The following is a 24,418-nucleotide window of genomic DNA, read 5'->3' on the forward strand; positions in this document are numbered from 1 at the left end:
ATCGGTGGAGCTGCATGACAAAGTCATCGGGCATTATCTGAACATAAAACACTATCAATAAGTTGGAGTCATTACCTGGTGTTGCGACGCAATTGCTCGCAGCGTATATTTTGCTATTTGATGAGTACAATGAGAAGAAAGCATCCGCCCAGAAAGACATTCTCATTAAGGTACTGGATGACGGCATCACGAAGCTGAATGAAGCGCAAAAATCCCTGCTGGTAAGCTCACAAAGTTTCAACAACGCTTCCGGGAAACTGCTGGCGTTAGATAGCCAGTTAACCAATGATTTTTCAGAAAAAAAACAGCTATTTCCAGTCACAGGTAGATAAAATCAGGAAGGAAGCGTATGCCGGTGTCGTCGCCGGTCCATTTGGATTAATCATTTCCTATTCTATTGCTGCGGGCGTAGTTGAAGGGAAACTGATTCCAGAATTGAAGAACAAGTTAAAATCTGTGCAGAATTTCTTTACCACCCTGTCAAACACGGTTAAACAAGCGAATAAAGATATCGATGCCGCCAAATTGAAATTAACCACCGAAATAGTCGCCATCGGGGAGATAAAAACGGAAACTGAAACAACCAGATTCTATGTTGATTATGATGATTTAATGCTTTCTTTGCTAAAAGAAGCGGCCAAAAAAATGATTAACACCTGTAATGAGTATCAGAAAAGACACGGTAAAAAGACACTCTTTGAGGTACCTGAAGTCTGATAAGCTATTATTCTCTCCATGTACTCAAGGTATAAGGTTTATCACATTTAAAAACACAGACGTTTTTTAAAGATTGAGAGTTACCTGTTGATAATAAGGTATCGGGTAACTCTCATTATGATAGAGCGCTTTCAAAAACAGGGCTACGAAATGGCGAGCATCCAGACGTATATTAAGAAAGCCCCCATCAACATCTATTAAATTTATCACTGCGCCCAGTCAGGTTTATTTAAGATATGATCCTGCCAGTCAATCACTTCTGATTCTTTCACTGCGATATGACGCACAGAGATACGTTCACCATGCATTGCCGCTTTCGAACCCGTAAGTAGCGGATGCCACGCAGGTAAATCTTTACCTTCCGCCAGCAACCGATAAGCGCAGGTCATTGGCAGCCATTCGAATGTTGGCAGATTTTCACGGGTTAATTTAATGCAGTCGGGTTCAAACTCGAAACGACGTTCGTAGTTCCGACATTGACAGGTTTTAATATTGAGCTGGCGACAGGCGACGTTAGTGAAGTAGATTTCGTCGGTGTCTTCATCCATCAGTTTATGCAGGCAACACTGACCGCAACCATCACACAACGACTCCCATTCCGCATCGCTCATTTCGTCCAGGGTTTTACTTTGCCAGAAAGGTACATCGCTCATCAGGTGTTCCGCCATTACGTTAAAACGCACCTTATAACCAGTCTGGCACAGCGATGCAAGTTTTGCCGCCGCTTTCAGGCGGCAAAAAGTATTACAAAACGCGAGTTGTCAAAGAATGCCCATCGAAAGTGACTGTCAGCTCATCACCGCTTTGCAACGGGCCGACGCCATCAGGCGTGCCTGTCAACACAACGTCACCGGCCTTGAGGGTAAAAAACTTGCTCATATAAGCGATCAGCGGAACGATTTTATGGATCATGTCCGCAGTCGTACCTTGCTGGCGTTGCTCGCCGTTTACGCTCAGGCCCAGCGTTGTATTTTGCGGGTCGCCGGTAAATTCCGCCGCGGGAATAAACCCGGAAAGCGGACAAGAGTTATCAAACGCTTTAGCCTTTTCCCACGGCTGCCCGGCTTTCTTCATTTTTCCCTGAACATCACGCAACGTCAGATCGAGCGCCACGCCATAACCGGCAATGGCTTTGCGGACATGCTCTTCCGTAGCCTGACGCAGCGTCGCGCCAATCAACACCGCCAGTTCGACTTCATGATGAACTGAACCGAAATCGGATGGGATCGCCAATGGCTGCCGCAGATCGCACAGTGCCGTTTCTGGTTTAATAAACAGCACTGGCTCTTCGGGCACTGCGCTGCCCATCTCTTTAATATGTTTGGCATAGTTACTGCCAACACAGACTACTTTACTCACCGGATAATCCAGCAGCGCACCTTGCCAGTTGTGATGTTGATACATAACGTTCCCCTCACCTTATCGTGGATATGAAAACCCGCGCCGACAAAGATAATGCCACCGCCGGATATCGGTTATTTGTTAGTGTCGTCTGTTTTCTGCCCCATGACGGAAAGATGTTGCTTCAGCAAATCTTCGGGTGGTGGCGGTAACTGCAAATAGTAACCTTGCTCGGTTAATGCCAGTTTAACCTTTTCAATATCAGCATTGACCAGTTTCTTCCGCCCATCCAACGGCAGAATCATCGCTAACTGAGGCTGACCAAAACCTTTCATCAGTTCCTCAGGAACACGCGAAAAATCGTCTTTTTTTTCGACATATAAATAGGTCTGGTCACGCTTGCTGCTTCGATAAATCACACAAAACATACTTTTACTCTTTAAGATGCCAGGTTTTGGCATAAGCTAACATCAATGAAACCCGCGCCACAAGCCAGCCAGCTGTAGATTTCTGCGGTTTGTTGAGTCCATGCCCCTTTATAAGTAATCCCCCCGGCAAAAAATGCCGCGCCGGGATTTTACCGAACGCAGAAAAGCCACTGGAATTCTCCCGTAAGGGATTGTTATATTATAACAGTTCATCGTACTCATTCTGAACAGGAGACTACCAATGAAAATCAAGAGCATCAGTAAGGCTGTATTGCTGTTTGCACTGCTAACCTCCACGAGCTTTGCTGCGGGTAAGAATGTCAATGTTGAGTTCAGAAAAGGCCATAGCAGCGCTCAGTACTCCGGCGAAATAAAGGGATACGATTACGATACATATACCTTCTATGCCAAAAAAGGTCAGAAAGTGCATGTGAGTATCTCTAATGAAGGCGCTGATACTTACCTCTTCGGGCCAGGAATCGATGATTCTGTTGATTTATCCAGATATTCCCCAGAACTCGATAGTCACGGACAATACTCACTCCCTGCTTCTGGCAAATATGAGCTGCGAGTGCTGCAAACCCGAAACGACGCCCGTAAAAACAAAACTAAAAAATATAACGTCGATATTCAAATTAAGTAAATGTCAACCGACGGGGACTCTCCCCGTCATAAACGTTGACGCCCCACTCCTCTCTGTCGCTCAAGAGGTTAATGACGAATAGAACATAATGTAAACAAGACATCACTCACGACACATAAATAACATCTTTGTGGTGATTTGATTGATTTTTCCACTCCGCTTACCATCCACACCAAAATAACGATCATCACGACATAATTTTTCTTTAACATCGCAAAATACACCGTTAGCGAATGTAAATTCGCTGGGACCGTAGCCTTGTAATGATTGTAAGTTTTCAGCGGCTTTTTCGCCGAGATATTTCCTTGTTAACGCTGGGGAAATGCCATCTGAGTTCACACAAATATACGGGTCGCAAACAACGCCGCACGCCGGAGATTGAAGTCCGCCAGCGTCATTTCCAGACGCCATTGATGAGAACATCATCCCCACACCTGACAATCCGATATAAAAAATACGCATCATATTCATAGCACATCCTGATAATCCAACCGTACAACACTTATGCTCATTTCATCATCAATCCGTAATCAAAACCGCTGACCTGGACGAGTTACGATGACCTGACAGAAGTATCAGACGTCTTCTGCGGTTTCTATGATAGAGCAATTCTGTGGCGGATATTAAGATAACGGGTATCTGTTCTTTAATGATGCCGCAAAAAATGGAAAGTTAAGAAAGCCTGGCGTGGTGAAAAAATACACTTGCCTCAATACTGGATATTTAAACAGGTCTGGAGATGCTGTCACGATTAGGGTGCGGAAAAAGGAAGCGTAAATAAGAACAATCAAAAGTACGACGGCAATGGGTTGATTGACAAGGGTATTTTTTAAGCTATGAATCAGCGCCATTTATCACAGAATAGACTTTTACTCTGAATAAATGGGAGGGTGACTTGCCTCAATATAATCCAGACTATAACATGCCTTATAGTCTTCGGAACATCATCGCGCGCTGGCGATGATTAATAGCTAATTGAGTAAGGCCAGGATGTCAAACACGCCAATCGAGCTTAAAGGCAGTAGCTTCACTTTATCTGTGGTTCATCTGCATGAGGCAGAACCTAAGGTTATCCATCAGGCGCTGGAAGACAAAATCGCTCAGGCCCCCGCATTTTTAAAACATGCCCCCGTTGTACTCAACGTCAGTGCACTGGAAGACCCGGTAAACTGGTCAGCGATGCATAAGGCGGTTTCGGCAACCGGTTTGCGGGTTATTGGCGTAAGTGGCTGCAAAGATGCGCAACTTAAAGCCGAAATTGAAAAGATGGGGCTGCCTATCCTGACGGAAGGAAAGGAAAAAGCGCCACGTCCAGCTCCCACACCGCAGGCTCCAGCGCAAAATACAACGCCGGTCACAAAAACGCGTTTAATAGATACCCCGGTGCGTTCCGGTCAGCGTATTTATGCTCCACAATGTGATCTGATTGTTACAAGCCACGTTAGCGCTGGGGCCGAATTGATTGCCGATGGGAACATTCATGTCTATGGCATGATGCGCGGTCGTGCGCTGGCAGGGGCAAGTGGTGACCGGGAAACGCAAATATTTTGTACGAACCTGATGGCGGAACTGGTGTCCATCGCAGGTGAATACTGGCTGAGTGATCAAATCCCAGCAGAATTTTATGGCAAAGCGGCGCGACTGCAGTTAGTCGAAAACGCTTTGACCGTTCAACCGTTAAATTGATCCCTTTTTAACAAGGAATTTCTATGGCACGCATTATTGTTGTTACTTCGGGCAAAGGGGGTGTTGGTAAGACAACCTCCAGCGCGGCCATCGCCACTGGTTTGGCCCAGAAGGGAAAGAAAACTGTCGTGATAGATTTTGATATCGGCCTGCGTAATCTCGACCTGATTATGGGTTGTGAACGCCGGGTCGTTTACGATTTCGTCAACGTCATTCAGGGCGATGCAACGCTAAATCAGGCGTTAATTAAAGATAAGCGTACTGAAAATCTCTATATTCTGCCGGCATCGCAAACACGCGATAAAGATGCCCTCACCCGTGAAGGGGTCGCCAAAGTTCTTGATGATCTGAAAGCGATGGATTTTGAATTTATCGTTTGTGACTCCCCGGCAGGGATTGAAACCGGTGCGTTAATGGCACTCTATTTTGCAGACGAAGCCATTATTACCACCAACCCGGAAGTCTCCTCAGTACGCGACTCTGACCGTATTTTAGGCATTCTGGCGTCGAAATCACGCCGCGCAGAAAATGGCGAAGAGCCTATTAAAGAGCACCTGCTGTTAACGCGCTATAACCCAGGCCGCGTAAGCAGAGGTGACATGCTGAGCATGGAAGATGTGCTGGAGATCCTGCGCATCAAACTCGTCGGCGTGATCCCAGAGGATCAATCAGTATTGCGCGCCTCTAACCAGGGTGAACCGGTCATTCTCGACATTAACGCCGATGCGGGTAAAGCCTACGCAGATACCGTAGAACGTCTGTTGGGAGAAGAACGTCCTTTCCGCTTCATTGAAGAAGAGAAGAAAGGCTTCCTCAAACGCTTGTTCGGAGGATAAGTTATGGCATTACTCGATTTCTTTCTCTCGCGGAAGAAAAACACAGCCAACATTGCAAAAGAACGGCTGCAGATTATTGTTGCTGAACGCCGTCGCAGCGATGCAGAACCGCATTATCTGCCGCAGTTGCGTAAAGATATTCTTGAGGTCATTTGTAAATACGTACAAATTGATCCTGAGATGGTAACCGTACAGCTTGAGCAAAAAGATGGCGATATTTCTATTCTTGAGCTGAACGTGACCTTACCGGAAGCAGAAGAGCTGAAATAAGCCCGCTGTAAAAGCGCATTTATCTTCAAGGCAGAGTTATCTCTGCCTTGAGTTTTTCATCCCTCTCATCCACGTTGTGGTAAAGCGGCGAGTATTCTTGCTGATACTCCTCATTGCTATTTCCACCTCCCCCTTTACACCTTAAGGCTGTTCCCACGCACAAAACAAAATGTTTATGCCTGGTTGAGTAAATAACCTTATTCTTAGTATGGATATACTGGGAGATGATAACCCCGCAATTTCATTATTCATTGTTCTCCCATAGGATGAGGTTTCCCGCCGTAACTGGCGGGCTTTTTTTGCCCCAGAATTTTCCCTTTCAACATCCTGTAAACGAAAACTGCGCCGAAGCGCAGTTTAATCGTTGATGGTCAGAACGACCAGTTCACACCAGCCACCGCGTTCCACGGGGATTCCACACCGGCACCATGGCTATACCCCACCCCGAGATGTCCGCTAAACGTACTGCTGAATGAGGCTTTAATAGCTGCCTGGTATATTCCACGTCTGCCCGACAAATCATTGACGAAATTACCGTCATTATTCACCTTCACCCGGTTATCATCGACAAATTCTTTGCGCACAGCCGCCTTCAGCCAGGGTTCATTTCCATACCGTTCCCCAGGCGCATGTTGTAACTCAGCGTTGCACCCAGTTCACGATATATACTGCGGGTATCGACTGATTTCGACTCCATGCCATTGGATAAATGATAGTAGCGTCTAAGTGACCGAAGCTCTGCTGCAACATCAGCCCGCAGGCACCAGACCAGGGGATTCATCCTGAAGAGACAGCGCAGGTGTATTGTGTTCACCGCTCACCAAAGACATCATGATGAAATGATGATATCCCGCATAAGAAAGAGGCATTTTTTACACGCAGTGCGCTGAAGTGTAGTTGGATAAAAAATCACTCTTTTCTGATAATACTGTCGTACGCTTATCTTTCGACAATGAGGCCGTCGGCAAAATAAAATGACTAATGTAATCGTTGCTGATGAATATCTTCTGCTCACATAAAAATCACACAATAATATTGATAAATCAGATTATCTTACCTTTACAACATTGCGTTAACAGTCAATGACACTTCTTGAATAAAAATATTGTCAATCAATGAGTTATTCCTCATTTAAGATTATTCTCATTCACGTAAAAAACATAATTCCTATCATCACAGCCACGCTCATTTTGAATTATCTGAATAATAGCGAGCGTTCTTTAGTTAAGCAGATCTTAATTGAAGACGAAATTATTGTGTGTGCAACTTACTTAATACCGGACATCTAAGTTGAAGAAAAAAATACTTGCCTTCGGGCTTATCTCAGCATTGTTCTGCTCCACGCCAGCGATGGCGGATATGAACCGCACCACGAAAGGTGCATTGCTAGGCGCAGGCGTTGGTTTACTTACTGGCAATGGTGTTAATGGCGTACTGAAAGGTGCAGCTGTTGGCGCTGGTGTTGGTGCAGTAACAGAAAAAGGCCGCGACGGTAAAAATGCGCGTAAAGGTGCAAAAGTGGGTGCCGCCGTTGGTGCTGTCACTGGCGTTCTGACCGGCAATGGCCTCGAAGGGGCGATTAAAGGTGCCGTGATTGGCGGTACGGGTGGTGCAATTCTGGGTAAAATGAAATAAGGAATGATGATGAAAAAATTTGCTTTACTGGCGGGCCTGTTTGTTTTCGCACCAATGACCTGGGCGCAGGACTACAATATTAAAAACGGTTTGCCGTCAGAAACCTATATTACTTGCGCAGAAGCCAACGAAATGGCAAAAACTGACAGCGCACAGGTTGCAGAAATTGTTGCGGTAATGGGTAATGCCAGCGTTGCCAGCCGTGATTTAAAAATTGAGCAATCTCCGGAACTGAGCGCCAAAGTGGTAGAAAAACTGAATCAGGTTTGCGCTAAAGACCCGCAAATGCTGTTGATCACGGCAATTGATGACACCATGCGTGCTATCGGCAAAAAATAATATTTCATATGTACCGCGTCGATGAATACGACGCGGTTTTTTAGCTAACGGCGGGATCAGAACTTATATTTCAGGCCCACCATCACTGCGGTGTCATTGTAGCCATTATCACCCAGCTGCACGCCCACATTCCCCAGACGCTGGCCGCTGGATTCAGGTTGCCATTTACGCCAAGTTTAATTTCCCCCAAATTACTCGCCCCATCTTGTTCGACTTTCACACCGTTCATTGAGACAGCAAAATCTTTACTGTTATGGATCCAGTTCATTTCAACAAAAGGTTCAAAGTCGTCACCGTGCGGACCGCTGTTTTTCTCCTGAGTACGAATAAAGGTGCGGAAGCCGAGTCGGGTCTGGATGTTGTTATTTGCGTCATTCTCAATACGTGAGCCATTGGCTTCCGTGTGCGCATTATGATCGACGCCCATCCAGATAGCCTGTGCCTGTGGCTGGAAGATCCACGTATATTTCGCCGCTTCCAGACCAAAGGATTTATTCAGGGCAAAACCGTAACCCGCTTCCAGCGAGACGGTTGCACCTTTCGCGCTATAGGATTCATAGGCTAATTCATCCCCTTTCACCGAGTTTTTAAACCAGCTATATTGCGCCCAGGAGTCAATGTATGCGCCTTTTTTACTGATGTCATCGGCAAACCAGGTGGCATACAGCCCTGCGCTATAGCCTCTGACACTCCCTTTCGAACGATAATCCGACACGCTGGAATGAGTTAAGTTGTAGTCGCGGGCATAACCAGCCATCACTCCCAAACGCCAACTGTCACTATCGGTAAAACCACCGGTTAACAGATCGCCCCCTAACTGCGAGACGTAGCGATGCGAGGTCGTTCTCAACTGTCCGTTGCTGTCACGCCAGGCATTATGCCCGCCAATTTGACGTAGCCAAAGTCGGCTTGAACGCTCCTGTTCAGTTACAGGATCGATGTAGCGCGTTTCACCCGCACGGTCGTTCAGACGCATAACAAAAAGAGTGTTAGCAGCTGCCAGGTTAGCGACGTAACTTCCAGCTTCGGGGCGCAGGACGGGGGTAGGCGTTTCTGTTGATTCTGAATTTCCCTCTGAGCTGTTATCCTCCTCATTCACTGACTGATAACTTGTCAAATACCAGTTTTTGCCTTGTTGTTTTAGTTGATATTCGAAAGCTCCAGCTGCAATCCTTGCATCACCTTATCTGAAGGCATCTGCTGGAGATTCATCGCCATTCACAGTTATGAGTTCGATCCCGTTTAGCGTGGCCGCGCCGCTTCCTCCAGCATTTTTCACATAGACGGTAGTTGAACCCGAAGTATTACCCTCAACAATAAGTCTGTCCGTAGCCGATTTATCATCACCTAATACGGTGCGGATATTAAGCTGACCATTATTACCGACATAATTACCTTTTACGGTTAATGTTTTTCCTTGGGTAAATGTTTGACCATCATCATACGAAAGATTGATAATACTGTCTGAATTAGTCAGATGGGTAACAACGGAGTCATCTTTCATATTCCAGATTGTATTTTCTGAAAGCTTCAGCGTGGTTGTGCCGCTGACGAGTTTAGTCGCTCCATTTAGAATAGAGTCGGACGAAATTATGTTTAAGTCACCTCCAGTATTATTAACCAGAACATTATTACCAGGTGTGATAATACTTCGATTAAGGATACTTACATCCGTTGTAGTTTTGTTAACATCAATACTATCCAAAGCACTTGAAAGTTCAACACTTAATAGTGCTATTTTGGCTTGAGAATCGATATTTGATGCATCAATTGATATTCCTTTATCTTGTTTTGATACCGCGGTGACATTGGAAAAAAAATAACTCTCCACCATTGTATATTTTTGCAATGGGGGCTTTAGTGCCTGTTGTTGTAATAGAACTATTTTTTATATCAATGTTACCTTGTCGAATAGCAACTGCATAACTTCCATCAGCCACAGTTTCAAGTGCCACATAATCTAAATTAATATATGCTTTTTTCCCATTAGCATAAGCACCATAGCTATTAATGCCATTAGTTGTTATGGAACCACCATTCATTTTTAAATCAGCACGGCTAATAACTTCGTAACTGTTAGAATCACTAACTTCATCATCTACAGCATCGACACATGTTCGAGACTCTCCAGGACTTGAACATGCAAGAACACCTACTGCATTTTCCCCAGAGGTAACAATGTTCGTTTTATCTGTGGTTTCAAGACGGGTGTTATTTACCATCTTTTCAGAATCATTAACCTGGCTTAAAAGTCCCGCTGAATATGCCCCACCCGACTCGACTGAATTATCACCATTCATAAAGATGGTGCCACCAAATTCACTGACTACTGCGCTGGCTGTTATCCCTCCATTTTCTTTGTCAGATACGCTTCCAGAGGTCTTAATATCGCTATCGCTTATATATAATACTTTGTTTTGACTATCAACAGAAATACCATAAGATCCATCACCACTAGTCATCACACTGGCATTATTTATATATCCAGTTACACCGTCATCCACTTTCACAGCATGGCTTTCGTCTTCAGTGGTTAGATACTCTCCATTACTTATCGGATTATTATCTTTGATTTCAATCGGCGATTCTTCATCAGTCATATAGGAAATTATACTATAATCATCCAACAATTGTGTTGCATATGCATTACCCACCGCCAGAGCAATAAGTCCCAAACTAAACCCGGAGAGTTTTTTCAGTTTCATAGATTAACCATCCATTCATTGGATTAACAAACATTCCTGGTCAAATAACCTATGAGCTCAGATTACCAAAACGGAGGGTAAAGACAAAAACAAAAGCACAAAAAATTTAAATAGATAAAAAGCGACAATATATAAATGATAAATAAGTCGGCATTATCATTTTTCACCTTATTTTCATGACATTGATCACTTTGAGGTGACGATTTTGTTTAACAAATAACTCTTCGACATCAAAATTGTTAATAGTTGCGATGAGGATTATTTCGGTGATATATAAAAACAACCGTGATAACACCAGGGTTGACAACTATTTGCGCAATAATGCCTTTCCTTCAATGATCCAGGCGTTCACTGCCAGCAACCCATTCAGCCGCATACTGACAGTGAGAAACTGAAAGATTATTGCTGATCCCTGTGGTTGACGAGTCTTTCTCTTAATCGATTAACCAGATTGATCGCCAGCCAAACAAGGGCATTAAGCAAATTTATCGTCACAAGCACTTCTCCCAGCCCGGTACTGGGTTTTGCAATAAGGATGACCAGGAGGGTGATCAGCATAAATGCAATGGAAAATATGATATAGAGAGTGAAATAATCCAGATTATTACTATTGTTCATGCTACTAATGGCAATCCTGTCAAAACTTTCAAACAATTATAGCAAACAAAATAATGAACAATAGTAACAAGAGGCAACGAGCTAATTAGCTGTCTATAATTACACCGCACTATGGCCTTACTGATCAATTTTCACTCAACCACAACCTTCACCTTCGGTTTAGAAAGGATAATTTTGACCAGGTCGATGTATGTAACAGGTTTATAGAAATAATAACCCTGCTGAAATGTGATATTATTTTGGTTCAGATAGTCAAGTTGTTCTTTCGTTTCGACACCTTCAGCGACGATACTGATCGAAAGTTTACGCGCCAGATCCAATACACAATCCAGAATTCGGGTTGATTCTGGGTCTGCGTTTACGCGGCCAACGAAACTGTGATCAATTTTGATATAATCAATATGCAGGTCATGAAGATAAGAAAGCCCTGAGTAGCCAGTACCGAAATCATCCAGTGCGATGACAAAACCATTTTCATGCAGTATGTTCAACCGCTGAACCAGACTTTCATCAACATTCAATGGCTCACGCTCGGTGACTTCCAGAACAAGGTTTAAATCGCGGCGGGTAAAACTGTCACGGAAATTTAAACACTCGTCGACAAACGTCGGCGAAATAATATGCGAAGCGCTAAAATTAATTCCAATATGAAAACCTTCCGGCAATTTACTCGCGATAGCGTTCATCTGTCTGGCAACCTGATTCATCAGGCTTTGCGTAAGCGGAACGATTAATCCGGATTTTTCAGCAAGTGGAATAAATGCCGCGGGTGATATATATCCACCGTGAGGTTGTTTCCAGCGGGCTAACACCTCAACTCCCCGCAATGTCCCTTCCCGACCATTTACCACAGGTTGGTAAAAAGGGACGATCTCCCCATTATTTATTGCCCGTCGCAGGATCTCTTCAGGCGTTGCGCTTTTATTGAAATATCTATCAAGCAGGAAGGCAGCGGCGCAGGCGATTAACAGAATAAATATTAAAATCCCAAAGCCTTTATCGATAAGTCTGTAGAAGCTAAAGAGTGGCGGCGGGTTAAAGATAATAGTGAAATGATATTTTGTGGAGTGAACCTTCTCGGTATAGGGATAATGTCCATTAAGCGTCATCACATCACCCGTTGGTCCAATAATGTCATCCGCCACGCGTAATACATACCTTACCCCTTTCAAGGGTACATTAAGTGCCCCACGAATATGCTGATCGCTTATCGTAACCAAAATGCGCGTATCTGCAAATTGGTTCTGATAGAGCAGGATAGGTAATCTATTAACGGTGTCGATTGCTGGAGCCAACAGTAAATTACTGTCCGGGAAAACAGGAATACGAGACAACAGGACCCGATTCCCAGGCAGGGATGTACACCAGACTATTCCCTGTTTGAGAATGATGATTGTGCGCAGGTGAGGTTTCAGAGCTGCTTCAGTGCCAAGCTGATATTGCTCCTCGAGGTTGCATTCCTTCCCGGCAATGTTAACCGCTGTTTGAGTCGCTTGTGACGCTTCTTCAAGTATATGATTGATATTGTTGGCGGCATATCTCGCTCCCGCCAGGTACTCTGCTTTTGCGGAATACCAGAGCTGGATGTTCAAAATAGCGACACCGGTAATAAACAAGCATATCGCAACGAGGATGGGTATGAGTGTATTGCGCATTTGCTTGTCCCGGCCAAAGGGTTTAATACATGAAAATGCCATTCATTCGCTCGCGCTGGCATCTACAGAGAGCATGGTAGAGAGCATAAGAAATATCCACGCCGAAGATAAAATTTTCTCCATCTTGATCTAACCCATTAATTATTGAGCATAATGTAGGCAGTACAAAATAAGTTAGGCGGGATATCAGGCGTCAAGAATGGAGAGCGAGAACTCTCCATTCTTGACACCTGATATTGCGGACATAATAAGAAAGCATAACGCCTGAAATGCTCACTTTGTATCAGCATGGTGATACAGCTGATGTTTATTCTAAAACCTTACTCAAGTTCTAAGAGAGCACGGATTCCCTGTCATTAATAATGATATCCGTTAGTGTAGTCTTATGCATTTCAATGTACTGCAATATTTGCAGATAGAGATCAGAAAGAATCACACTGGTTTCATCTTTTAAACGCAAGCGTAAAGCCTGATCAATAATATGACTATCAACATACCCATGCGTCATGAACACCTCCCTCTCGAGATTTTTAAACAAAGCACATTGAAAAATAAATCTCTCTGGGATTGAATTATTCATGTCAGCCTCGTAGAAATATTAACCTAATAAAATTATGCTGTGTATAGTCTAAAGCGACAGACAAAAATAAGATGAATGAGTTTTCTATAAACTTATACTTAATAATTAGAAGTTACATATCATCAGCTGTGTATCGCAACACGATTTCCAGTGTTTTTCTAATCACATCAGCTTTGAGAATATCACTTGTTGTTTCCAGGGAGTGTATCAGACTTAAGATAATATTTTTATTATTAACATTATCGCCTGAAAGCATTAAATTGGTGACAGCCTGCCCTAACACTGCTGACTCTTCTTCTAACAAATTACCCGAACTGCGAAAGTAACTTGCTAACGCTTTATCAGTTATTGCATTATGAATTGTAGTATCTTCAAGCATGGTAACCTCTCATCTTACTTATGAAATTTTAATGTATTCTGTTTATTTTCCAACCATTGAACATACTTTTATTGTCAGCTGTCGCTGTTCTTCGGTTTGGCCCTCCTGAATCACTATTGCTAAAATCACGAATTATGCTGTCAATTAAATCGCGTCGGAAAGCATCTTCCTCAGCCGATTTCATTACGAGTAATTGCTTAATAAGAGTCTGCAATGAAAAATTTATCTTCATGCGCAGTATCTGGAGCACCGCCTGGCCAGTAATTTCATATTTTATACGTTCATTATCAGATGTCTTCATAACGACTTCATAGCTAACCTGTTAAATAATCAGGCTGTTGCATTATTCAAAAAGCAACCCAATTAGTGCATTATAATGTTTCTGTTTCTCTTCCCCTGTCGCTTGTTCCAGTCGGCAAAGAAGTTTGGCACAAAGCGACTTTCGACTCAGATTACGTCCATCTTTCAAAATCTCAGTCACAATTTCCCCGAGAGTTTCCTGCTGAGTAGGCAAGTTAGCTTTTGCAAAGTAACGAGTGATTGCTCCCGCAGAATCTGAAGTCACTGAATTTTGATGCATGCTACGCCTCTGTTAAAAATGTTAATCAATGTGAAGTGAGGTAACAATAGCAAACTTGTACGAAATATGTGTACAGAATGATAAATTAATTTTTTGCAATTAGTGCTAATGCATATAAAACAATGTGTTATGATAAAAAATATTGCATCATTTAACTGACAATATATACAAGATTTTTCGCCAACTAGTGTTCAACTTTTTCCATTTTTTATCAATGTAAAGAAACGGTTATGTTTTGGTATTAAAAGAAAGACACAAGAAGATATGTCTGTTACCGTCTTACTCTCGCCTCACCCATTACCCTGGATTGTTAATGCTTACCACCCTTATTTATCGTAGCCATATACGTGACGACGAACCTGTCAAAAAAATCGAAGAAATGGTTTCTATAGCAAATCGCAGGAACATGCAGTCTGACGTAACAGGGATCTTACTGTTTAATGGTTCTCATTTTTTCCAGCTTCTGGAAGGTCCGGAAGAACAGGTTAAAATGATATATCGGGCTATATGCCAGGATCCACGGCACTATAATATTGTTGAGCTGCTGTGCGATTACGCGCCTGCTCGCCGTTTTGGCAAAGCGGGAATGGAATTATTTGATTTGCGCCTGCACGAGCGAGATGACGTTTTACAGGCCGTATTCGACAAAGGCACATCAAAATTTCAGCTAACTTATGATGACAGAGCGCTACAATTTTTTCGTACTTTTGTCCTTGCAACCGAACAATCAACCTATTTCGAGATCCCTGCCGAAGACTCCTGGCTTTTTATCGCTGACGGATCTGATAAAGAACTTGATTCCTGTGCCCTTTCACCAACTATAAACGACCACTTTGCCTTTCATCCTATTGTCGATCCCTTATCGCGGCGGATAATCGCTTTTGAAGCCATTGTGCAAAAAAATGAAGATAGCCCATCAGCCATAGCGGTTGGGCAGCGTAAAGACGGGGAAATCTACACAGCGGATCTCAAAAGTAAGGCGCTTGCATTCACGATGGCACACGCACTTGAGCTCGGTGATAAAATGATTTCAATCAATCTATTACCTATGACCCTGGTTAACGAACCTGACGCAGTCTCTTTTTTACTTAATGAAATAAAGGCCAATGCTCTGGTGCCTGAACAAATCATCGTTGAATTTACTGAAAGTGAAGTCATATCTCGGTTTGATGAGTTTGCCGAAGCGATTAAATCGCTAAAGGCTGCTGGTATCAGTGTAGCAATTGATCATTTTGGCGCAGGTTTTGCTGGTTTGTTACTCCTGTCACGCTTCCAGCCTGACAGAATTAAAATCAGTCAGGAATTGATTACCAATGTTCATAAAAGTGGGCCACGGCAGGCAATTATTCAGGCGATCATAAAATGCTGTACATCACTTGAAATTCAAGTCAGTGCTATGGGCGTGGCAACACCAGAAGAGTGGATGTGGCTTGAATCCGCAGGAATTGAGATGTTTCAGGGAGATCTGTTTGCTAAAGCTAAATTGAATGGTATCCCTTCCATAGCGTGGCCAGAGAAAAAATAATTTTCAGCACATTCTTTCACATGATTTCAGTAGATCATCGTGAAAATGAATACGTTACGTTTAAATTTAATCCACATTAAAAATAATGTTTCATCCAATTTAGCTGAAATCTTATTTATACTTTGTACAATTTTAGCGTATATTGTACAAAGTATTATTGGGTCGTGTACAGGCGACGGAGATTTGTGACCGCAAGGAGGAATTGTGGCTTATTACAGCATTGGTGATGTTGCTGAACGTTGCGGGATTAATCCTGTCACTCTCCGGGCCTGGCAACGCCGCTACGGTTTGTTAAAACCACAGCGCAGTGAAGGCGGACACCGACTCTTTGATGAAGAAGACATACAACGCATCGAAGAGATCAAGCGTTGGATAAGTAATGGCGTCCCTGTAGGCAAAGTTAAAGCATTACTGGAAACCACCAGCCAGGATACGGAAGATGACTGGAGCCGCCTGCAAGAAGAGATGATGTCAATTCTTCGCATGGCTAATCCTGCCAAACTACGCGCGAGAATTATTTCACTGGGTCGAGAGTACCCAGTAGATCAATTGATTAATCATGTTTACCTTCCTGTTCGCCAGCGTCTCGTGCTTGATCACAACACCTCCCGCATTATGAGCAGTATGTTTGACGGCGCATTAATTGAATACGCAGCAACCTCGCTTTTCGAAATGCGCCGTAAGCCCGGTAAAGAAGCCATTCTGATGGCGTGGAATGTTGAAGAGAGAGCACGATTGTGGCTGGAAGCATGGCGTTTATCATTGTCAGGATGGCACATTTCTGTTCTTGCTGATCCCATTGAATCGCCGCGCCCGGAACTGTTCCCGACGCAAACATTGATTGTCTGGACAGGCATGGCACCAACGAGAAGGCAAAACGAACTTTTACAACACTGGGGTGAGCAAGGTTATAAAGTCATCTTTCATGCCCCCTAATTTCACCTTTATCCCGCCCCTTAGACAGAATGTTATAATCTGAACCCACAACAGCGTTTGTACCGGAGCTGGTCCGTTGCAAAATGCTCACCGGGAGAATTCAGATATTCCCTCTATCACACTCTGTACATATCACAGCCAAAGGACAGACCAGATTGAAGTGGTAAAACCGATCGTGCACACTACGCAGTCTCACAACTAACAAGAGGTTATTATCCTGATGGATCAGGTCGTTGTTTTTCAAAAGATGTTTGAGCAAGTGAGAAAAGAGCAAAACTTCTCCTGGTTTTATTCAGAATTAAAACATCACCGTATTGCACATTACATTTATTATCTGGCTACGGATAACATCAGAATTATTACTCACGATGATACGGTTTTGTTATTAAGAGGAACCAGGAACCTGTTAAAAGTTAGTACGACCAAGAACCCTGCTAAAATAAAAGAGGCCGCATTGCTTCATATTTGCGGAAAATCTACATTTCGGGAATACTGTTCAACACTGGCAGGCGCGGGCGTTTTCCGGTGGGTTACTGATGTTAATCATAACAAACGCAGTTACTACGCCATTGATAATACGCTTTTATATATTGAAGATGTAGAAAATAATAAACCATTAATCTAGCTAAAGTTGGATACTTAAGAAATGCTTCATAATTCAGTAAGGCATTAGCATAATGGAAATAAAAGTGCAGAGACTATCTCTATGGATGATTAATACTGTCTTTTTATTGTCACCCATAAATAATCACCAGACTAATACTATCAACTTGATATTTGAAATGTGATCACTTGACTTTTGATACGTTATTTTATAACGGTTAACATATTTATAAAAACAACGGCCGTGCCACACGTCCGTTTCAATACTTAACGCACATGTATTTTGGTTTAGTCATCATCCGGTTATATGTATTTTAGCCAGGAACAGGTTAAATCATTCCTATATAACTCAAAAATTGAAACCTTATTCTCATGTCATGCTTATATTCATTATTATCGTTATATAAAAAGGCAACCATAATGTTTAGCAAATTGGCACAAAGTAGCATAAAGGCTATGTTTTAATTACAGGATGTTCAGTCATTTGAATGTATAACATTATAGCTAAACAAATCTAAAACGAAGTCAATAATTTATTGCTTTCACAAAATCTCATTTTGTTTAACATCCATTGAGATTCCTTGCTTTAAATTTTATTTTATATAAGCCATCATTTTAATTAATTTATTTTTTTGAGGGGGGGGTAATATACTCATATGCAAAATCAAGAAATAAACATCCTAATGAACCATATTAAATACCGTGGGATAAGACATAACAAATGAAGTGGATAGTAATTGACACGGTAATTCAACCTACATGTGGTATATCTTTTTCAGCCATATGGGGTAATATGAAAATGATCATCTGGTATCAATCTACTATATTTCTCCCTCCTGGCAGTATATTTACACCGGTTAAGTCTGGTATTATCCTTAAGGATAAAGAATATCCTATTACTATTTATCACATCGCACCATTCAACAAGGATTTATGGAGTTTACTCAAAAGCAGTCAAGAGTGTCCTCCAGGAGAAAGCAAAATAATAAATAAATGTTTACATAATAGTTGCATTATAAAAATATGCCCATATGGGCTCAAGTAATGGGCTTCATATAAATATGCTCGATATGCTATTAATAATATCCACATAAATAAAACAACGGGCGTGTTATACGCCCGTTTCAATATTTAACACATGGAGAGATTACATGTTTTCGATGATCGCTTCACCAAACTCTGAACATTTCAGCAGCTTAGCGCCTTCCATCAGACGTTCGAAGTCATAAGTTACGGTCTTGGCATTGATTGCGCCTTCCATACCTTTAACAATCAGGTCAGCCGCTTCAGTCCAACCCATATGGCGCAGCATCATCTCAGCGGAGAGAATAATAGAGCCAGGATTTACTTTGTCCTGACCGGCATATTTCGGCGCAGTACCGTGGGTGGCTTCAAACAGGGCGCATTCGTCACCGATGTTTGCACCAGGGGCGATACCGATACCGCCAACCTGCGCTGCCAGGGCGTCAGAAATGTAGTCACCGTTCAGGTTCATACAGGCGATAACATCATATTCAGCCGGACGCAGCAGGATCTGTTGCAGGAATGCATCAGCAATCACGTCTTTAATGACGATCTCTTTGCCAGTGTTCGGGTTTTTAACTTTCAGCCACGGGCCACCGTCGATCAGTTCACCGCCAAACTCTTCACGCGCCAGCTGGTAGCCCCAGTCTTTAAACGCTCCTTCGGTGAACTTCATGATGTTGCCTTTGTGCACCAGAGTCACAGAGTCACGATCGTTAGCAATTGCGTATTCGATCGCTGCACGAACCAGACGTTTGGTGCCTTCTTCCGAACACGGCTTAATACCGATACCACAATGTTCCGGGAAGCGAATTTTCTTCACCCCCATCTCTTCACGCAGGAATTTAATCACTTTCTCGGCGTCGGCAGAGTCTGCTTTCCATTCGATACCCGCATAAATGTCTTCCGAGTTTTCACGGAAGATAACCATATCGGTCAGTTCAGGGTGTTTAACCGGGCTTGGAGTGCCCTGATAGTAACGTACCGGACGCAGGCAGATGTAGAGATCCAGTTCCTGGCGCAGGGCAACGTTCAGAGAGCGAATACCGCCACCAACCGGAGTGGTCAGCGGACCTTTAATGGCAACGCGATATTCACGAATCAGATCAAGAGTTTCAGCAGGCAGCCAGACGTCCTGACCATAAACCTGTGTGGATTTTTCACCGGTGTAAATTTCCATCCAGGAGATTTTACGCTCGCCTTTATAGGCTTTCTCGACTGCAGCGTCGACCACTTTCAGCATGGCTGGGGTTACATCTACACCGATTCCATCACCTTCAATGTAAGGGATAATCGGATTTTCAGGAACGTTGAGTTTGCCGTTTTGCAGGGTGATCTTCTTGCCTTGTGCCGGAACAACTACTTTACTTTCCATTCACCTCTCCTTCGAGCGCTACTGGTTTGCTCGTCTGCCACCACGTTGCATATGCGTTTGCGTCCTGCGATACGGATGCTTTAGAGCAATTTTTTGTTAATGATTTGTAATTGGCTTGTCAATACTACCCTATTGTTTGCCGTCATGAAAGATGCGCGTTATTAGGCTATAATGCGGCAATTCATAATCTCTGAAAATACCATGCAAAAAACTTCTTTTAGAAATCACCAGGTTAAGCGATTCAGCTCGCAACGTTCTACCAGGCGTAAACCTGAAAACCAGCCCACGCGTGTGATCCTGTTCAATAAACCCTACGATGTTCTTCCGCAGTTCACCGATGAAGCCGGACGCAAAACATTAAAAGAATTCATCCCGGTTCAGGGCGTTTATGCAGCAGGTCGCCTTGACCGCGATAGCGAAGGGTTGCTGGTGCTGACCAATAACGGCGCGTTGCAGGCGCGTTTAACCCAGCCGGGTAAACGCACCGGAAAAATCTATTATGTGCAGGTGGAAGGTATTCCCACACAAGACGCACTTGAAGCCTTGCGCAATGGCGTAACCTTAAATGATGGCCCTACCCTGCCCGCCGGCGCGGAGCTGGTTGACGAACCCGCGTGGTTATGGCCGCGGAATCCATCAATTCGTGAACGCAAAAGTATTCCCACCAGCTGGCTGAAGATCACCTTATATGAAGGACGTAATCGCCAGGTGCGCCGCATGACCGCCCATGTTGGCTTCCCCACGCTGCGACTGATTCGCTATGCGATGGGTGATTACTCTTTGGATAATCTTGCCAATGGCGAATGGCGAGAAGTGACAGATTAAGGATGCAAAATGTTTAAACCGCACGTTACCGTTGCTTGCGTGGTGCACGCAGAAGGCAAATTTTTAGTCGTTGAAGAGACGATTAATGGTAAAGCGTTATGGAACCAACCTGCCGGGCATCTGGAAGCCGATGAAACCTTAGTGGAAGCCGCCGCCCGTGAACTGTGGGAAGAAACCGGCATCAGCGCGCAGCCGCAACACTTTATTCGTATGCATCAGTGGATTGCGCCAGATAAAACGCCGTTTTTGCGTTTCCTCTTTGCCATTGAGCTTGAGCAAATATGCCCGACCCAGCCTCATGACAGCGATATCGACTGCTGCCGTTGGGTCAGCGCCGAAGAAATTTTACAGGCGTCAAATCTTCGTTCGCCGCTGGTGGCGGAAAGTATTCGTTGTTATCAAAGCGGGCAACGTTATCCGCTGGAGATGATTGGCGATTTTAACTGGCCTTTTACAAAGGGTGTCATCTAAAAGGCTGCGTGATAGAATACGCCGCCTTGAAGTTCAATGTCGTGAGTGATCCAATGTCTGAAACCGCAAAAAAAGTAATCGTCGGCATGTCCGGCGGTGTCGATTCCTCCGTTTCTGCCTGGCTGTTGCAACAACAGGGATATCAGGTCGAAGGCCTGTTTATGAAGAACTGGGAAGAAGACGACGGTGAGGAATATTGCACAGCGGCAGCGGATCTGGCTGATGCCCAGGCTGTCTGCGACAAGCTCGGCATTGAACTGCACACCGTTAACTTTGCTGCCGAGTACTGGGACAACGTCTTCGAACTGTTCCTTGCCGAATATAAAGCCGGTCGCACGCCGAATCCGGATATTCTGTGCAACAAAGAGATCAAATTTAAAGCCTTCCTCGAATTTGCCGCCGAAGATTTAGGTGCCGATTATATCGCTACCGGTCATTACGTACGTCGGGCCGATGTCGATGGCAAGAGCCGCCTGCTGCGTGGTCTGGACAGCAATAAAGACCAGAGCTACTTCCTTTATACGCTCAGCCATGAGCAGATTGCGCAAAGCCTGTTCCCGGTCGGCGAACTGGAAAAACCGCAGGTGCGTAAGATTGCTGAAGATCTTGGTCTGGTCACCGCGAAGAAAAAAGACTCTACCGGCATTTGCTTCATTGGCGAACGTAAATTCCGCGAGTTCCTGGGCCGTTATCTCCCGGCGCAACCGGGCAAAATCATTACCGTCGATGGCGATGAAATTGGTGAGCACCAGGGGCTGATGTATCACACTCTCGGTCAGCGTAAAGGTCTAGGTATCGGTGGCACCAAAGAAGGTACCGAAGAACCGTGGTATGTGGTGGACAAAGACGTCGAAAACAACATTCTGGTTGTCGCTCAGGGCCATGAACACCCGCGGCTGATGTCTGTCGGGTTGATTGCCCAGCAGTTGCACTGGGTCGATCGCGAACCATTCACCGGCACTATGCGTTGCACGGTAAAAACCCGCTATCGCCAGACCGATATCCCTTGCACCGTCAAGGCGCTGGACGATGATCGCATTGAAGTGATTTTCGATGAACCGGTTGCCGCCGTGACGCCGGGCCAGTCTGCCGTCTTCTATAACGGTGAAGTGTGCCTCGGTGGCGGTATTATTGAGCAGCGTCTGCCGCTGCCGGTCTGATTATTATCTTTACTTAAAACAAGGAAGCAGTGAACGTGGCAAAGAATTACTATGACATCACCCTCGCCCTGGCCGGTATTTGTCAGTCGGCACGCCTGGTGCAACAACTCGCTCACCAGGGGCATTGTGATGCCGATGCGCTACACGTCTCACTCAACAGTATTATTGATATGAACCCCAGCTCGACGCTGGCGGTTTTTGGCGGTAGCGAAGCCAACCTGCGCGTCGGGCTGGAAACCCTGCTCGGCGTGCTCAATGCCAGCAGTCGCCAGGGCTTAAACGCCGAATTAACCCGCTACACACTCAGCTTGATGGTGCTTGAGCGCAAACTCTCCTCAGCGAAAGGCGCGCTCGACACTCTGGGCAACCGGATCAACGGCCTGCAACGCCAGCTCGAACACTTCGATTTACAGTCCGAAACGCTGATGAGCGCGATGGCTGCTATCTATGTTGATGTGATTAGCCCGCTTGGCCCGCGCATTCAGGTCACCGGTTCCCCTGCTGTACTGCAAAGCCCACAAGTGCAGGCGAAAGTTCGCGCAACCCTGCTGGCAGGCATTCGCGCCGCCGTGCTCTGGCACCAGGTCGGCGGCGGACGTCTGCAACTGATGTTTTCTCGTAATCGCCTGACCACTCAGGCAAAACAAATTCTTGCTCATTTAACCCCGGAGTTGTGATCTATGGAATTATCCTCACTGACCGCCGTTTCCCCTGTCGATGGACGCTACGGCGATAAAGTCAGCGCGCTGCGCGGGATTTTCAGCGAATATGGTTTGCTGAAATTCCGTGTACAAGTTGAAGTACGTTGGCTGCAAAAACTGGCCGCGCACGCAGCGATCAAGGAAGTTCCTGCTTTTGCTGCCGACGCAATCGGTTACCTTGATGCAATCGTCGCCAGTTTCAGCGAAGAAGATGCGGCGCGCATCAAAACTATCGAGCGTACCACTAACCACGACGTTAAAGCGGTTGAGTATTTCCTGAAAGAAAAAGTGGCGGAGATCCCGGAACTGCACGCGGTTTCTGAATTCATCCACTTTGCCTGTACTTCGGAAGATATCAATAACCTCTCCCACGCATTAATGCTGAAAACCGCGCGTGATGAAGTGATCCTGCCATACTGGCGTCAACTGATTGATGGCATTAAAGATCTCGCCGTTCAGTATCGCGATATCCCGCTGCTGTCTCGTACCCACGGTCAGCCAGCCACGCCGTCAACCATCGGTAAAGAGATGGCAAACGTCGCCTACCGTATGGAGCGCCAGTACCGCCAGCTTAACCAGGTGGAGATCCTCGGCAAAATCAACGGCGCGGTCGGTAACTATAACGCCCACATCGCCGCTTACCCGGAAGTTGACTGGCATCAGTTCAGCGAAGAGTTCGTCACCTCGCTGGGTATTCAGTGGAACCCGTACACCACCCAGATCGAACCGCACGACTACATTGCCGAACTGTTTGATTGCGTTGCGCGCTTCAACACTATTCTGATCGACTTTGACCGTGACGTCTGGGGTTATATCGCCCTTAACCACTTCAAACAGAAAACCATTGCTGGTGAGATTGGTTCTTCCACCATGCCGCATAAAGTTAACCCGATCGACTTCGAAAACTCCGAAGGGAATCTGGGCCTTTCCAACGCGGTATTGCAGCATCTGGCAAGCAAACTGCCGGTTTCCCGCTGGCAGCGTGACCTGACCGACTCTACCGTGCTGCGTAACCTCGGCGTGGGTATCGGTTATGCCTTGATTGCATATCAATCCACCCTGAAAGGCGTGAGCAAACTGGAAGTGAACCGTGACCATCTGCTGGATGAACTGGATCACAACTGGGAAGTGCTGGCTGAACCAATCCAGACAGTTATGCGTCGCTATGGCATCGAAAAACCGTACGAGAAGCTGAAAGAGCTGACTCGCGGTAAGCGCGTTGACGCCGAAGGCATGAAGCAGTTTATCGATGGTCTGGCGTTGCCAGAAGAAGAGAAAGCCCGCCTGAAAGCGATGACGCCGGCTAACTATATTGGTCGAGCTATCACGATGGTTGATGAGCTGAAATAAACCTCGTATCAGTGCCGGATGGCGATGCTGTCCGGCC

32 protein-coding genes and 3 pseudogenes are annotated in these 24,418 nt (G+C 44.9%); 20 read left to right on the plus strand and 15 right to left on the minus strand.

The genetic code is table 11. The features are described from left to right. Positions 1–61 (plus strand): IS1 family transposase (locus tag RTW80_RS31245; RefSeq protein WP_071528444.1); only part of this gene is annotated, 61 nt, incomplete at its 5' end. 16 nt (positions 62–77) lie between these two features. Then, positions 78–717, plus strand: a pseudogene (gene hlyE, locus RTW80_RS03640) (hemolysin HlyE); the annotation flags it as partial. A 206-nt stretch (positions 718–923) separates the two neighbouring features. On the opposite strand, the gene RTW80_RS03645 reads toward hlyE, so the two are convergent. The 3 genes from RTW80_RS03645 to RTW80_RS03655 all read right to left on the minus strand — a co-directional run bounded on the left by RTW80_RS03645 (position 924) and on the right by RTW80_RS03655 (position 2,486). Then, positions 924–1,370: a YcgN family cysteine cluster protein gene (locus RTW80_RS03645; RefSeq protein WP_001306825.1), complete on the minus strand. Its 447-nt coding sequence runs from the start codon at positions 1,368–1,370 to the stop codon at positions 924–926. Positions 1,371–1,461: 91 nt separating this feature from the next. Then, complete coding sequence (locus RTW80_RS03650; protein WP_000284277.1) at positions 1,462–2,121, minus strand: fumarylacetoacetate hydrolase family protein; 660 nt, start codon at positions 2,119–2,121, stop codon at positions 1,462–1,464. Positions 2,122–2,192: 71 nt separating this feature from the next. Beyond that, positions 2,193–2,486: a YcgL domain-containing protein gene (locus RTW80_RS03655; RefSeq protein WP_001297679.1), complete on the minus strand. Its 294-nt coding sequence runs from the start codon at positions 2,484–2,486 to the stop codon at positions 2,193–2,195. 241 nt (positions 2,487–2,727) lie between these two features. Here RTW80_RS03655 and pliG point away from each other — a divergent pair, with 241 nt between their 5' ends. After that, positions 2,728–3,129, plus strand: coding sequence for a g-type lysoyme inhibitor PliG (pliG, locus tag RTW80_RS03660; RefSeq protein ID WP_000695218.1), 402 nt, complete (start codon positions 2,728–2,730; stop codon positions 3,127–3,129). A 102-nt stretch (positions 3,130–3,231) separates the two neighbouring features. On the opposite strand, the gene RTW80_RS03665 is transcribed toward pliG, so the two are convergent. Beyond that, a complete protein-coding gene (locus tag RTW80_RS03665) occupies positions 3,232–3,600 on the minus strand; it encodes a YcgJ family protein (protein WP_032248097.1) in 369 nt (122 codons plus the stop codon). 519 nt (positions 3,601–4,119) lie between these two features. Between RTW80_RS03665 and minC the strand changes: the two genes are divergently transcribed. Genes minC through minE form a run of 3 tightly spaced genes read left to right on the plus strand, consistent with a single transcriptional unit; the run spans position 4,120 to position 5,921 of the window. After that, positions 4,120–4,815 carry a septum site-determining protein MinC gene (gene minC, locus RTW80_RS03670; protein ID WP_001301105.1) on the plus strand — a complete coding sequence of 232 codons (696 nt, stop codon included), beginning with the start codon at positions 4,120–4,122 and terminating at the stop codon, positions 4,813–4,815. 23 nt (positions 4,816–4,838) lie between these two features. After that, positions 4,839–5,651 (plus strand): septum site-determining protein MinD, encoded by an 813-nt coding sequence (gene minD, locus RTW80_RS03675; protein ID WP_000101055.1) that lies wholly within the window; start codon positions 4,839–4,841, stop codon positions 5,649–5,651. A gap of 3 nt (positions 5,652–5,654) precedes the next feature. Further along, complete coding sequence (gene minE / locus RTW80_RS03680; protein ID WP_001185665.1) at positions 5,655–5,921, plus strand: cell division topological specificity factor MinE; 267 nt, start codon at positions 5,655–5,657, stop codon at positions 5,919–5,921. Between the two features lie 371 nt (positions 5,922–6,292). On the opposite strand, the pseudogene RTW80_RS03685 reads toward minE, so the two are convergent. The 3 genes and pseudogenes from RTW80_RS03685 to ymgJ all read right to left on the minus strand — a co-directional run. Next, positions 6,293–6,636: pseudogene (locus tag RTW80_RS03685) on the minus strand (autotransporter outer membrane beta-barrel domain-containing protein); the annotation flags it as partial. 34 nt (positions 6,637–6,670) lie between these two features. Next, complete coding sequence (locus tag RTW80_RS03690) at positions 6,671–6,790, minus strand: hypothetical protein (protein WP_001131446.1); 120 nt, start codon at positions 6,788–6,790, stop codon at positions 6,671–6,673. Further along, entirely contained in the window at positions 6,751–6,936 is a 186-nt protein-coding gene (gene ymgJ, locus RTW80_RS03695) for a protein YmgJ (RefSeq protein ID WP_001325005.1), read from the minus strand. The genes RTW80_RS03690 and ymgJ overlap by 40 nt, the downstream gene beginning before the upstream one ends. A gap of 100 nt (positions 6,937–7,036) precedes the next feature. On the opposite strand from ymgJ, the gene ymgI reads away from it, so the two are divergent. The 3 genes from ymgI to RTW80_RS03710 are packed head-to-tail and all read left to right on the plus strand — an operon-like array spanning position 7,037 to position 7,895. Further along, positions 7,037–7,210, plus strand: coding sequence for a protein YmgI (gene ymgI / locus RTW80_RS03700; protein ID WP_000122462.1), 174 nt, complete (start codon positions 7,037–7,039; stop codon positions 7,208–7,210). 1 nt (position 7,211) lies between these two features. Next, entirely contained in the window at positions 7,212–7,556 is a 345-nt protein-coding gene (locus RTW80_RS03705; protein WP_000726974.1) for a YMGG-like glycine zipper-containing protein, read from the plus strand. Positions 7,557–7,559: 3 nt separating this feature from the next. Further along, on the plus strand, positions 7,560–7,895 hold the full coding sequence (locus RTW80_RS03710; RefSeq protein ID WP_000979977.1) for a YmgD family protein: 336 nt from the start codon (positions 7,560–7,562) through the stop codon (positions 7,893–7,895). A 56-nt stretch (positions 7,896–7,951) separates the two neighbouring features. On the opposite strand, the pseudogene ycgH reads toward RTW80_RS03710, so the two are convergent. The 7 genes and pseudogenes from ycgH to ycgZ all read right to left on the minus strand — a co-directional run bounded on the left by ycgH (position 7,952) and on the right by ycgZ (position 14,412). Continuing rightward, positions 7,952–10,600, minus strand: a pseudogene (ycgH, locus tag RTW80_RS03715) (autotransporter YcgH). 399 nt (positions 10,601–10,999) lie between these two features. Next, a complete protein-coding gene (gene ymgF / locus RTW80_RS03720) occupies positions 11,000–11,218 on the minus strand; it encodes a cell division-associated protein YmgF (RefSeq protein ID WP_001065861.1) in 219 nt (72 codons plus the stop codon). A gap of 131 nt (positions 11,219–11,349) precedes the next feature. Beyond that, positions 11,350–12,873, minus strand: a complete 1,524-nt coding sequence (locus RTW80_RS03725) for a cyclic diguanylate phosphodiesterase (protein ID WP_001246498.1) — start codon at positions 12,871–12,873, stop codon at positions 11,350–11,352. Positions 12,874–13,204: 331 nt separating this feature from the next. Continuing rightward, positions 13,205–13,453: a protein YmgC gene (ymgC, locus tag RTW80_RS03730; protein WP_001065752.1), complete on the minus strand. Its 249-nt coding sequence runs from the start codon at positions 13,451–13,453 to the stop codon at positions 13,205–13,207. A gap of 112 nt (positions 13,454–13,565) precedes the next feature. Next, positions 13,566–13,832, minus strand: coding sequence for a biofilm/acid-resistance regulator AriR (gene ariR, locus RTW80_RS03735; protein ID WP_000888772.1), 267 nt, complete (start codon positions 13,830–13,832; stop codon positions 13,566–13,568). 28 nt (positions 13,833–13,860) lie between these two features. Further along, positions 13,861–14,133 (minus strand): hypothetical protein, encoded by a 273-nt coding sequence (locus tag RTW80_RS03740; protein WP_000858004.1) that lies wholly within the window; start codon positions 14,131–14,133, stop codon positions 13,861–13,863. Between the two features lie 42 nt (positions 14,134–14,175). Beyond that, the gene (gene ycgZ / locus RTW80_RS03745) at positions 14,176–14,412 is read right to left on the minus strand and encodes a regulatory protein YcgZ (RefSeq protein ID WP_000554154.1); all 237 of its coding nucleotides are present in this window, start codon (positions 14,410–14,412) and stop codon (positions 14,176–14,178) included. A 313-nt stretch (positions 14,413–14,725) separates the two neighbouring features. On the opposite strand from ycgZ, the gene bluF reads away from it, so the two are divergent. From bluF to RTW80_RS03775, 6 genes are all read left to right on the plus strand, one after another. Then, positions 14,726–15,937, plus strand: coding sequence for a blue light-responsive regulator BluF (gene bluF / locus RTW80_RS03750; protein WP_001299269.1), 1,212 nt, complete (start codon positions 14,726–14,728; stop codon positions 15,935–15,937). A gap of 204 nt (positions 15,938–16,141) precedes the next feature. Beyond that, a complete protein-coding gene (gene bluR / locus RTW80_RS03755) occupies positions 16,142–16,873 on the plus strand; it encodes a DNA-binding transcriptional repressor BluR (protein ID WP_000332303.1) in 732 nt (243 codons plus the stop codon). Positions 16,874–17,093: 220 nt separating this feature from the next. Continuing rightward, the gene (locus tag RTW80_RS03760) at positions 17,094–17,498 is read left to right on the plus strand and encodes a DUF1398 domain-containing protein (RefSeq protein WP_000373101.1); all 405 of its coding nucleotides are present in this window, start codon (positions 17,094–17,096) and stop codon (positions 17,496–17,498) included. Positions 17,499–17,550: 52 nt separating this feature from the next. After that, positions 17,551–17,661, plus strand: a complete 111-nt coding sequence (locus RTW80_RS03765) for a hypothetical protein (protein WP_032082692.1) — start codon at positions 17,551–17,553, stop codon at positions 17,659–17,661. A 235-nt stretch (positions 17,662–17,896) separates the two neighbouring features. Further along, positions 17,897–17,941, plus strand: a complete 45-nt coding sequence (locus RTW80_RS03770) for a protein YmgK (protein ID WP_120795380.1) — start codon at positions 17,897–17,899, stop codon at positions 17,939–17,941. Between the two features lie 256 nt (positions 17,942–18,197). Further along, positions 18,198–18,521: an anti-adapter protein IraM gene (locus RTW80_RS03775; protein WP_032247661.1), complete on the plus strand. Its 324-nt coding sequence runs from the start codon at positions 18,198–18,200 to the stop codon at positions 18,519–18,521. A 102-nt stretch (positions 18,522–18,623) separates the two neighbouring features. On the opposite strand, the gene icd is transcribed toward RTW80_RS03775, so the two are convergent. After that, on the minus strand, positions 18,624–19,874 hold the full coding sequence (icd, locus tag RTW80_RS03780; RefSeq protein WP_000444488.1) for an NADP-dependent isocitrate dehydrogenase: 1,251 nt from the start codon (positions 19,872–19,874) through the stop codon (positions 18,624–18,626). Between the two features lie 171 nt (positions 19,875–20,045). Here icd and rluE point away from each other — a divergent pair, with 171 nt between their 5' ends. From rluE to purB, 5 genes are read left to right on the plus strand one after another with little or no spacing between them, the layout of a single operon-like run. After that, positions 20,046–20,699: a 23S rRNA pseudouridine(2457) synthase RluE gene (rluE, locus tag RTW80_RS03785; RefSeq protein ID WP_001248694.1), complete on the plus strand. Its 654-nt coding sequence runs from the start codon at positions 20,046–20,048 to the stop codon at positions 20,697–20,699. A 9-nt stretch (positions 20,700–20,708) separates the two neighbouring features. Continuing rightward, positions 20,709–21,170, plus strand: a complete 462-nt coding sequence (gene nudJ / locus RTW80_RS03790) for a phosphatase NudJ (protein WP_000476093.1) — start codon at positions 20,709–20,711, stop codon at positions 21,168–21,170. Between the two features lie 53 nt (positions 21,171–21,223). Then, a complete protein-coding gene (gene mnmA, locus RTW80_RS03795; RefSeq protein WP_001297484.1) occupies positions 21,224–22,330 on the plus strand; it encodes a tRNA 2-thiouridine(34) synthase MnmA in 1,107 nt (368 codons plus the stop codon). A 35-nt stretch (positions 22,331–22,365) separates the two neighbouring features. After that, a complete protein-coding gene (gene hflD, locus RTW80_RS03800) occupies positions 22,366–23,007 on the plus strand; it encodes a high frequency lysogenization protein HflD (protein ID WP_001297479.1) in 642 nt (213 codons plus the stop codon). 3 nt (positions 23,008–23,010) lie between these two features. Continuing rightward, positions 23,011–24,381: an adenylosuccinate lyase gene (gene purB / locus RTW80_RS03805; protein WP_000423742.1), complete on the plus strand. Its 1,371-nt coding sequence runs from the start codon at positions 23,011–23,013 to the stop codon at positions 24,379–24,381. Positions 24,382–24,418 lie beyond the last annotated feature (37 nt).

The organism is Escherichia sp. AM3 (assembly GCF_032029835.1).
Taxonomy (GTDB): Bacteria; Pseudomonadota; Gammaproteobacteria; order Enterobacterales; family Enterobacteriaceae; genus Escherichia; species Escherichia coli.

What these genes read in the sequence shown, in the direction of transcription:
- pliG (WP_000695218.1), top strand. Translation starts at nt 2,728, where the DNA reads ATGAAAATCAAGAGCATCAGTAAGGCTGTATTGCTGTTTGCACTGCTA.
- RTW80_RS03765 (WP_032082692.1), top strand. Translation starts at nt 17,551, where the DNA reads ATGGAAATAAAAGTGCAGAGACTATCTCTATGGATGATTAATACTGTC.
- minC (WP_001301105.1), top strand. Translation starts at nt 4,120, where the DNA reads ATGTCAAACACGCCAATCGAGCTTAAAGGCAGTAGCTTCACTTTATCT.
- ymgF (WP_001065861.1), bottom strand. Translation starts at nt 11,218, where the DNA reads ATGAACAATAGTAATAATCTGGATTATTTCACTCTCTATATCATATTT.
- RTW80_RS03760 (WP_000373101.1), top strand. Translation starts at nt 17,094, where the DNA reads ATGGATCAGGTCGTTGTTTTTCAAAAGATGTTTGAGCAAGTGAGAAAA.
- RTW80_RS03690 (WP_001131446.1), bottom strand. Translation starts at nt 6,790, where the DNA reads ATGCCTCTTTCTTATGCGGGATATCATCATTTCATCATGATGTCTTTG.
- purB (WP_000423742.1), top strand. Translation starts at nt 23,011, where the DNA reads ATGGAATTATCCTCACTGACCGCCGTTTCCCCTGTCGATGGACGCTAC.
- ymgC (WP_001065752.1), bottom strand. Translation starts at nt 13,453, where the DNA reads ATGAATAATTCAATCCCAGAGAGATTTATTTTTCAATGTGCTTTGTTT.
- minD (WP_000101055.1), top strand. Translation starts at nt 4,839, where the DNA reads ATGGCACGCATTATTGTTGTTACTTCGGGCAAAGGGGGTGTTGGTAAG.
- ycgZ (WP_000554154.1), bottom strand. Translation starts at nt 14,412, where the DNA reads ATGCATCAAAATTCAGTGACTTCAGATTCTGCGGGAGCAATCACTCGT.
- nudJ (WP_000476093.1), top strand. Translation starts at nt 20,709, where the DNA reads ATGTTTAAACCGCACGTTACCGTTGCTTGCGTGGTGCACGCAGAAGGC.
- icd (WP_000444488.1), bottom strand. Translation starts at nt 19,874, where the DNA reads ATGGAAAGTAAAGTAGTTGTTCCGGCACAAGGCAAGAAGATCACCCTG.
- RTW80_RS03650 (WP_000284277.1), bottom strand. Translation starts at nt 2,121, where the DNA reads ATGTATCAACATCACAACTGGCAAGGTGCGCTGCTGGATTATCCGGTG.
- ymgI (WP_000122462.1), top strand. Translation starts at nt 7,037, where the DNA reads ATGAGTTATTCCTCATTTAAGATTATTCTCATTCACGTAAAAAACATA.
- ariR (WP_000888772.1), bottom strand. Translation starts at nt 13,832, where the DNA reads ATGCTTGAAGATACTACAATTCATAATGCAATAACTGATAAAGCGTTA.
- RTW80_RS03740 (WP_000858004.1), bottom strand. Translation starts at nt 14,133, where the DNA reads ATGAAGACATCTGATAATGAACGTATAAAATATGAAATTACTGGCCAG.
- bluF (WP_001299269.1), top strand. Translation starts at nt 14,726, where the DNA reads ATGCTTACCACCCTTATTTATCGTAGCCATATACGTGACGACGAACCT.
- minE (WP_001185665.1), top strand. Translation starts at nt 5,655, where the DNA reads ATGGCATTACTCGATTTCTTTCTCTCGCGGAAGAAAAACACAGCCAAC.
- RTW80_RS03725 (WP_001246498.1), bottom strand. Translation starts at nt 12,873, where the DNA reads ATGCGCAATACACTCATACCCATCCTCGTTGCGATATGCTTGTTTATT.
- rluE (WP_001248694.1), top strand. Translation starts at nt 20,046, where the DNA reads ATGCGGCAATTCATAATCTCTGAAAATACCATGCAAAAAACTTCTTTT.
- RTW80_RS03665 (WP_032248097.1), bottom strand. Translation starts at nt 3,600, where the DNA reads ATGAATATGATGCGTATTTTTTATATCGGATTGTCAGGTGTGGGGATG.
- RTW80_RS03710 (WP_000979977.1), top strand. Translation starts at nt 7,560, where the DNA reads ATGATGATGAAAAAATTTGCTTTACTGGCGGGCCTGTTTGTTTTCGCA.
- mnmA (WP_001297484.1), top strand. Translation starts at nt 21,224, where the DNA reads ATGTCTGAAACCGCAAAAAAAGTAATCGTCGGCATGTCCGGCGGTGTC.
- RTW80_RS03655 (WP_001297679.1), bottom strand. Translation starts at nt 2,486, where the DNA reads ATGTTTTGTGTGATTTATCGAAGCAGCAAGCGTGACCAGACCTATTTA.
- RTW80_RS03645 (WP_001306825.1), bottom strand. Translation starts at nt 1,370, where the DNA reads ATGAGCGATGTACCTTTCTGGCAAAGTAAAACCCTGGACGAAATGAGC.
- RTW80_RS03775 (WP_032247661.1), top strand. Translation starts at nt 18,198, where the DNA reads ATGAAGTGGATAGTAATTGACACGGTAATTCAACCTACATGTGGTATA.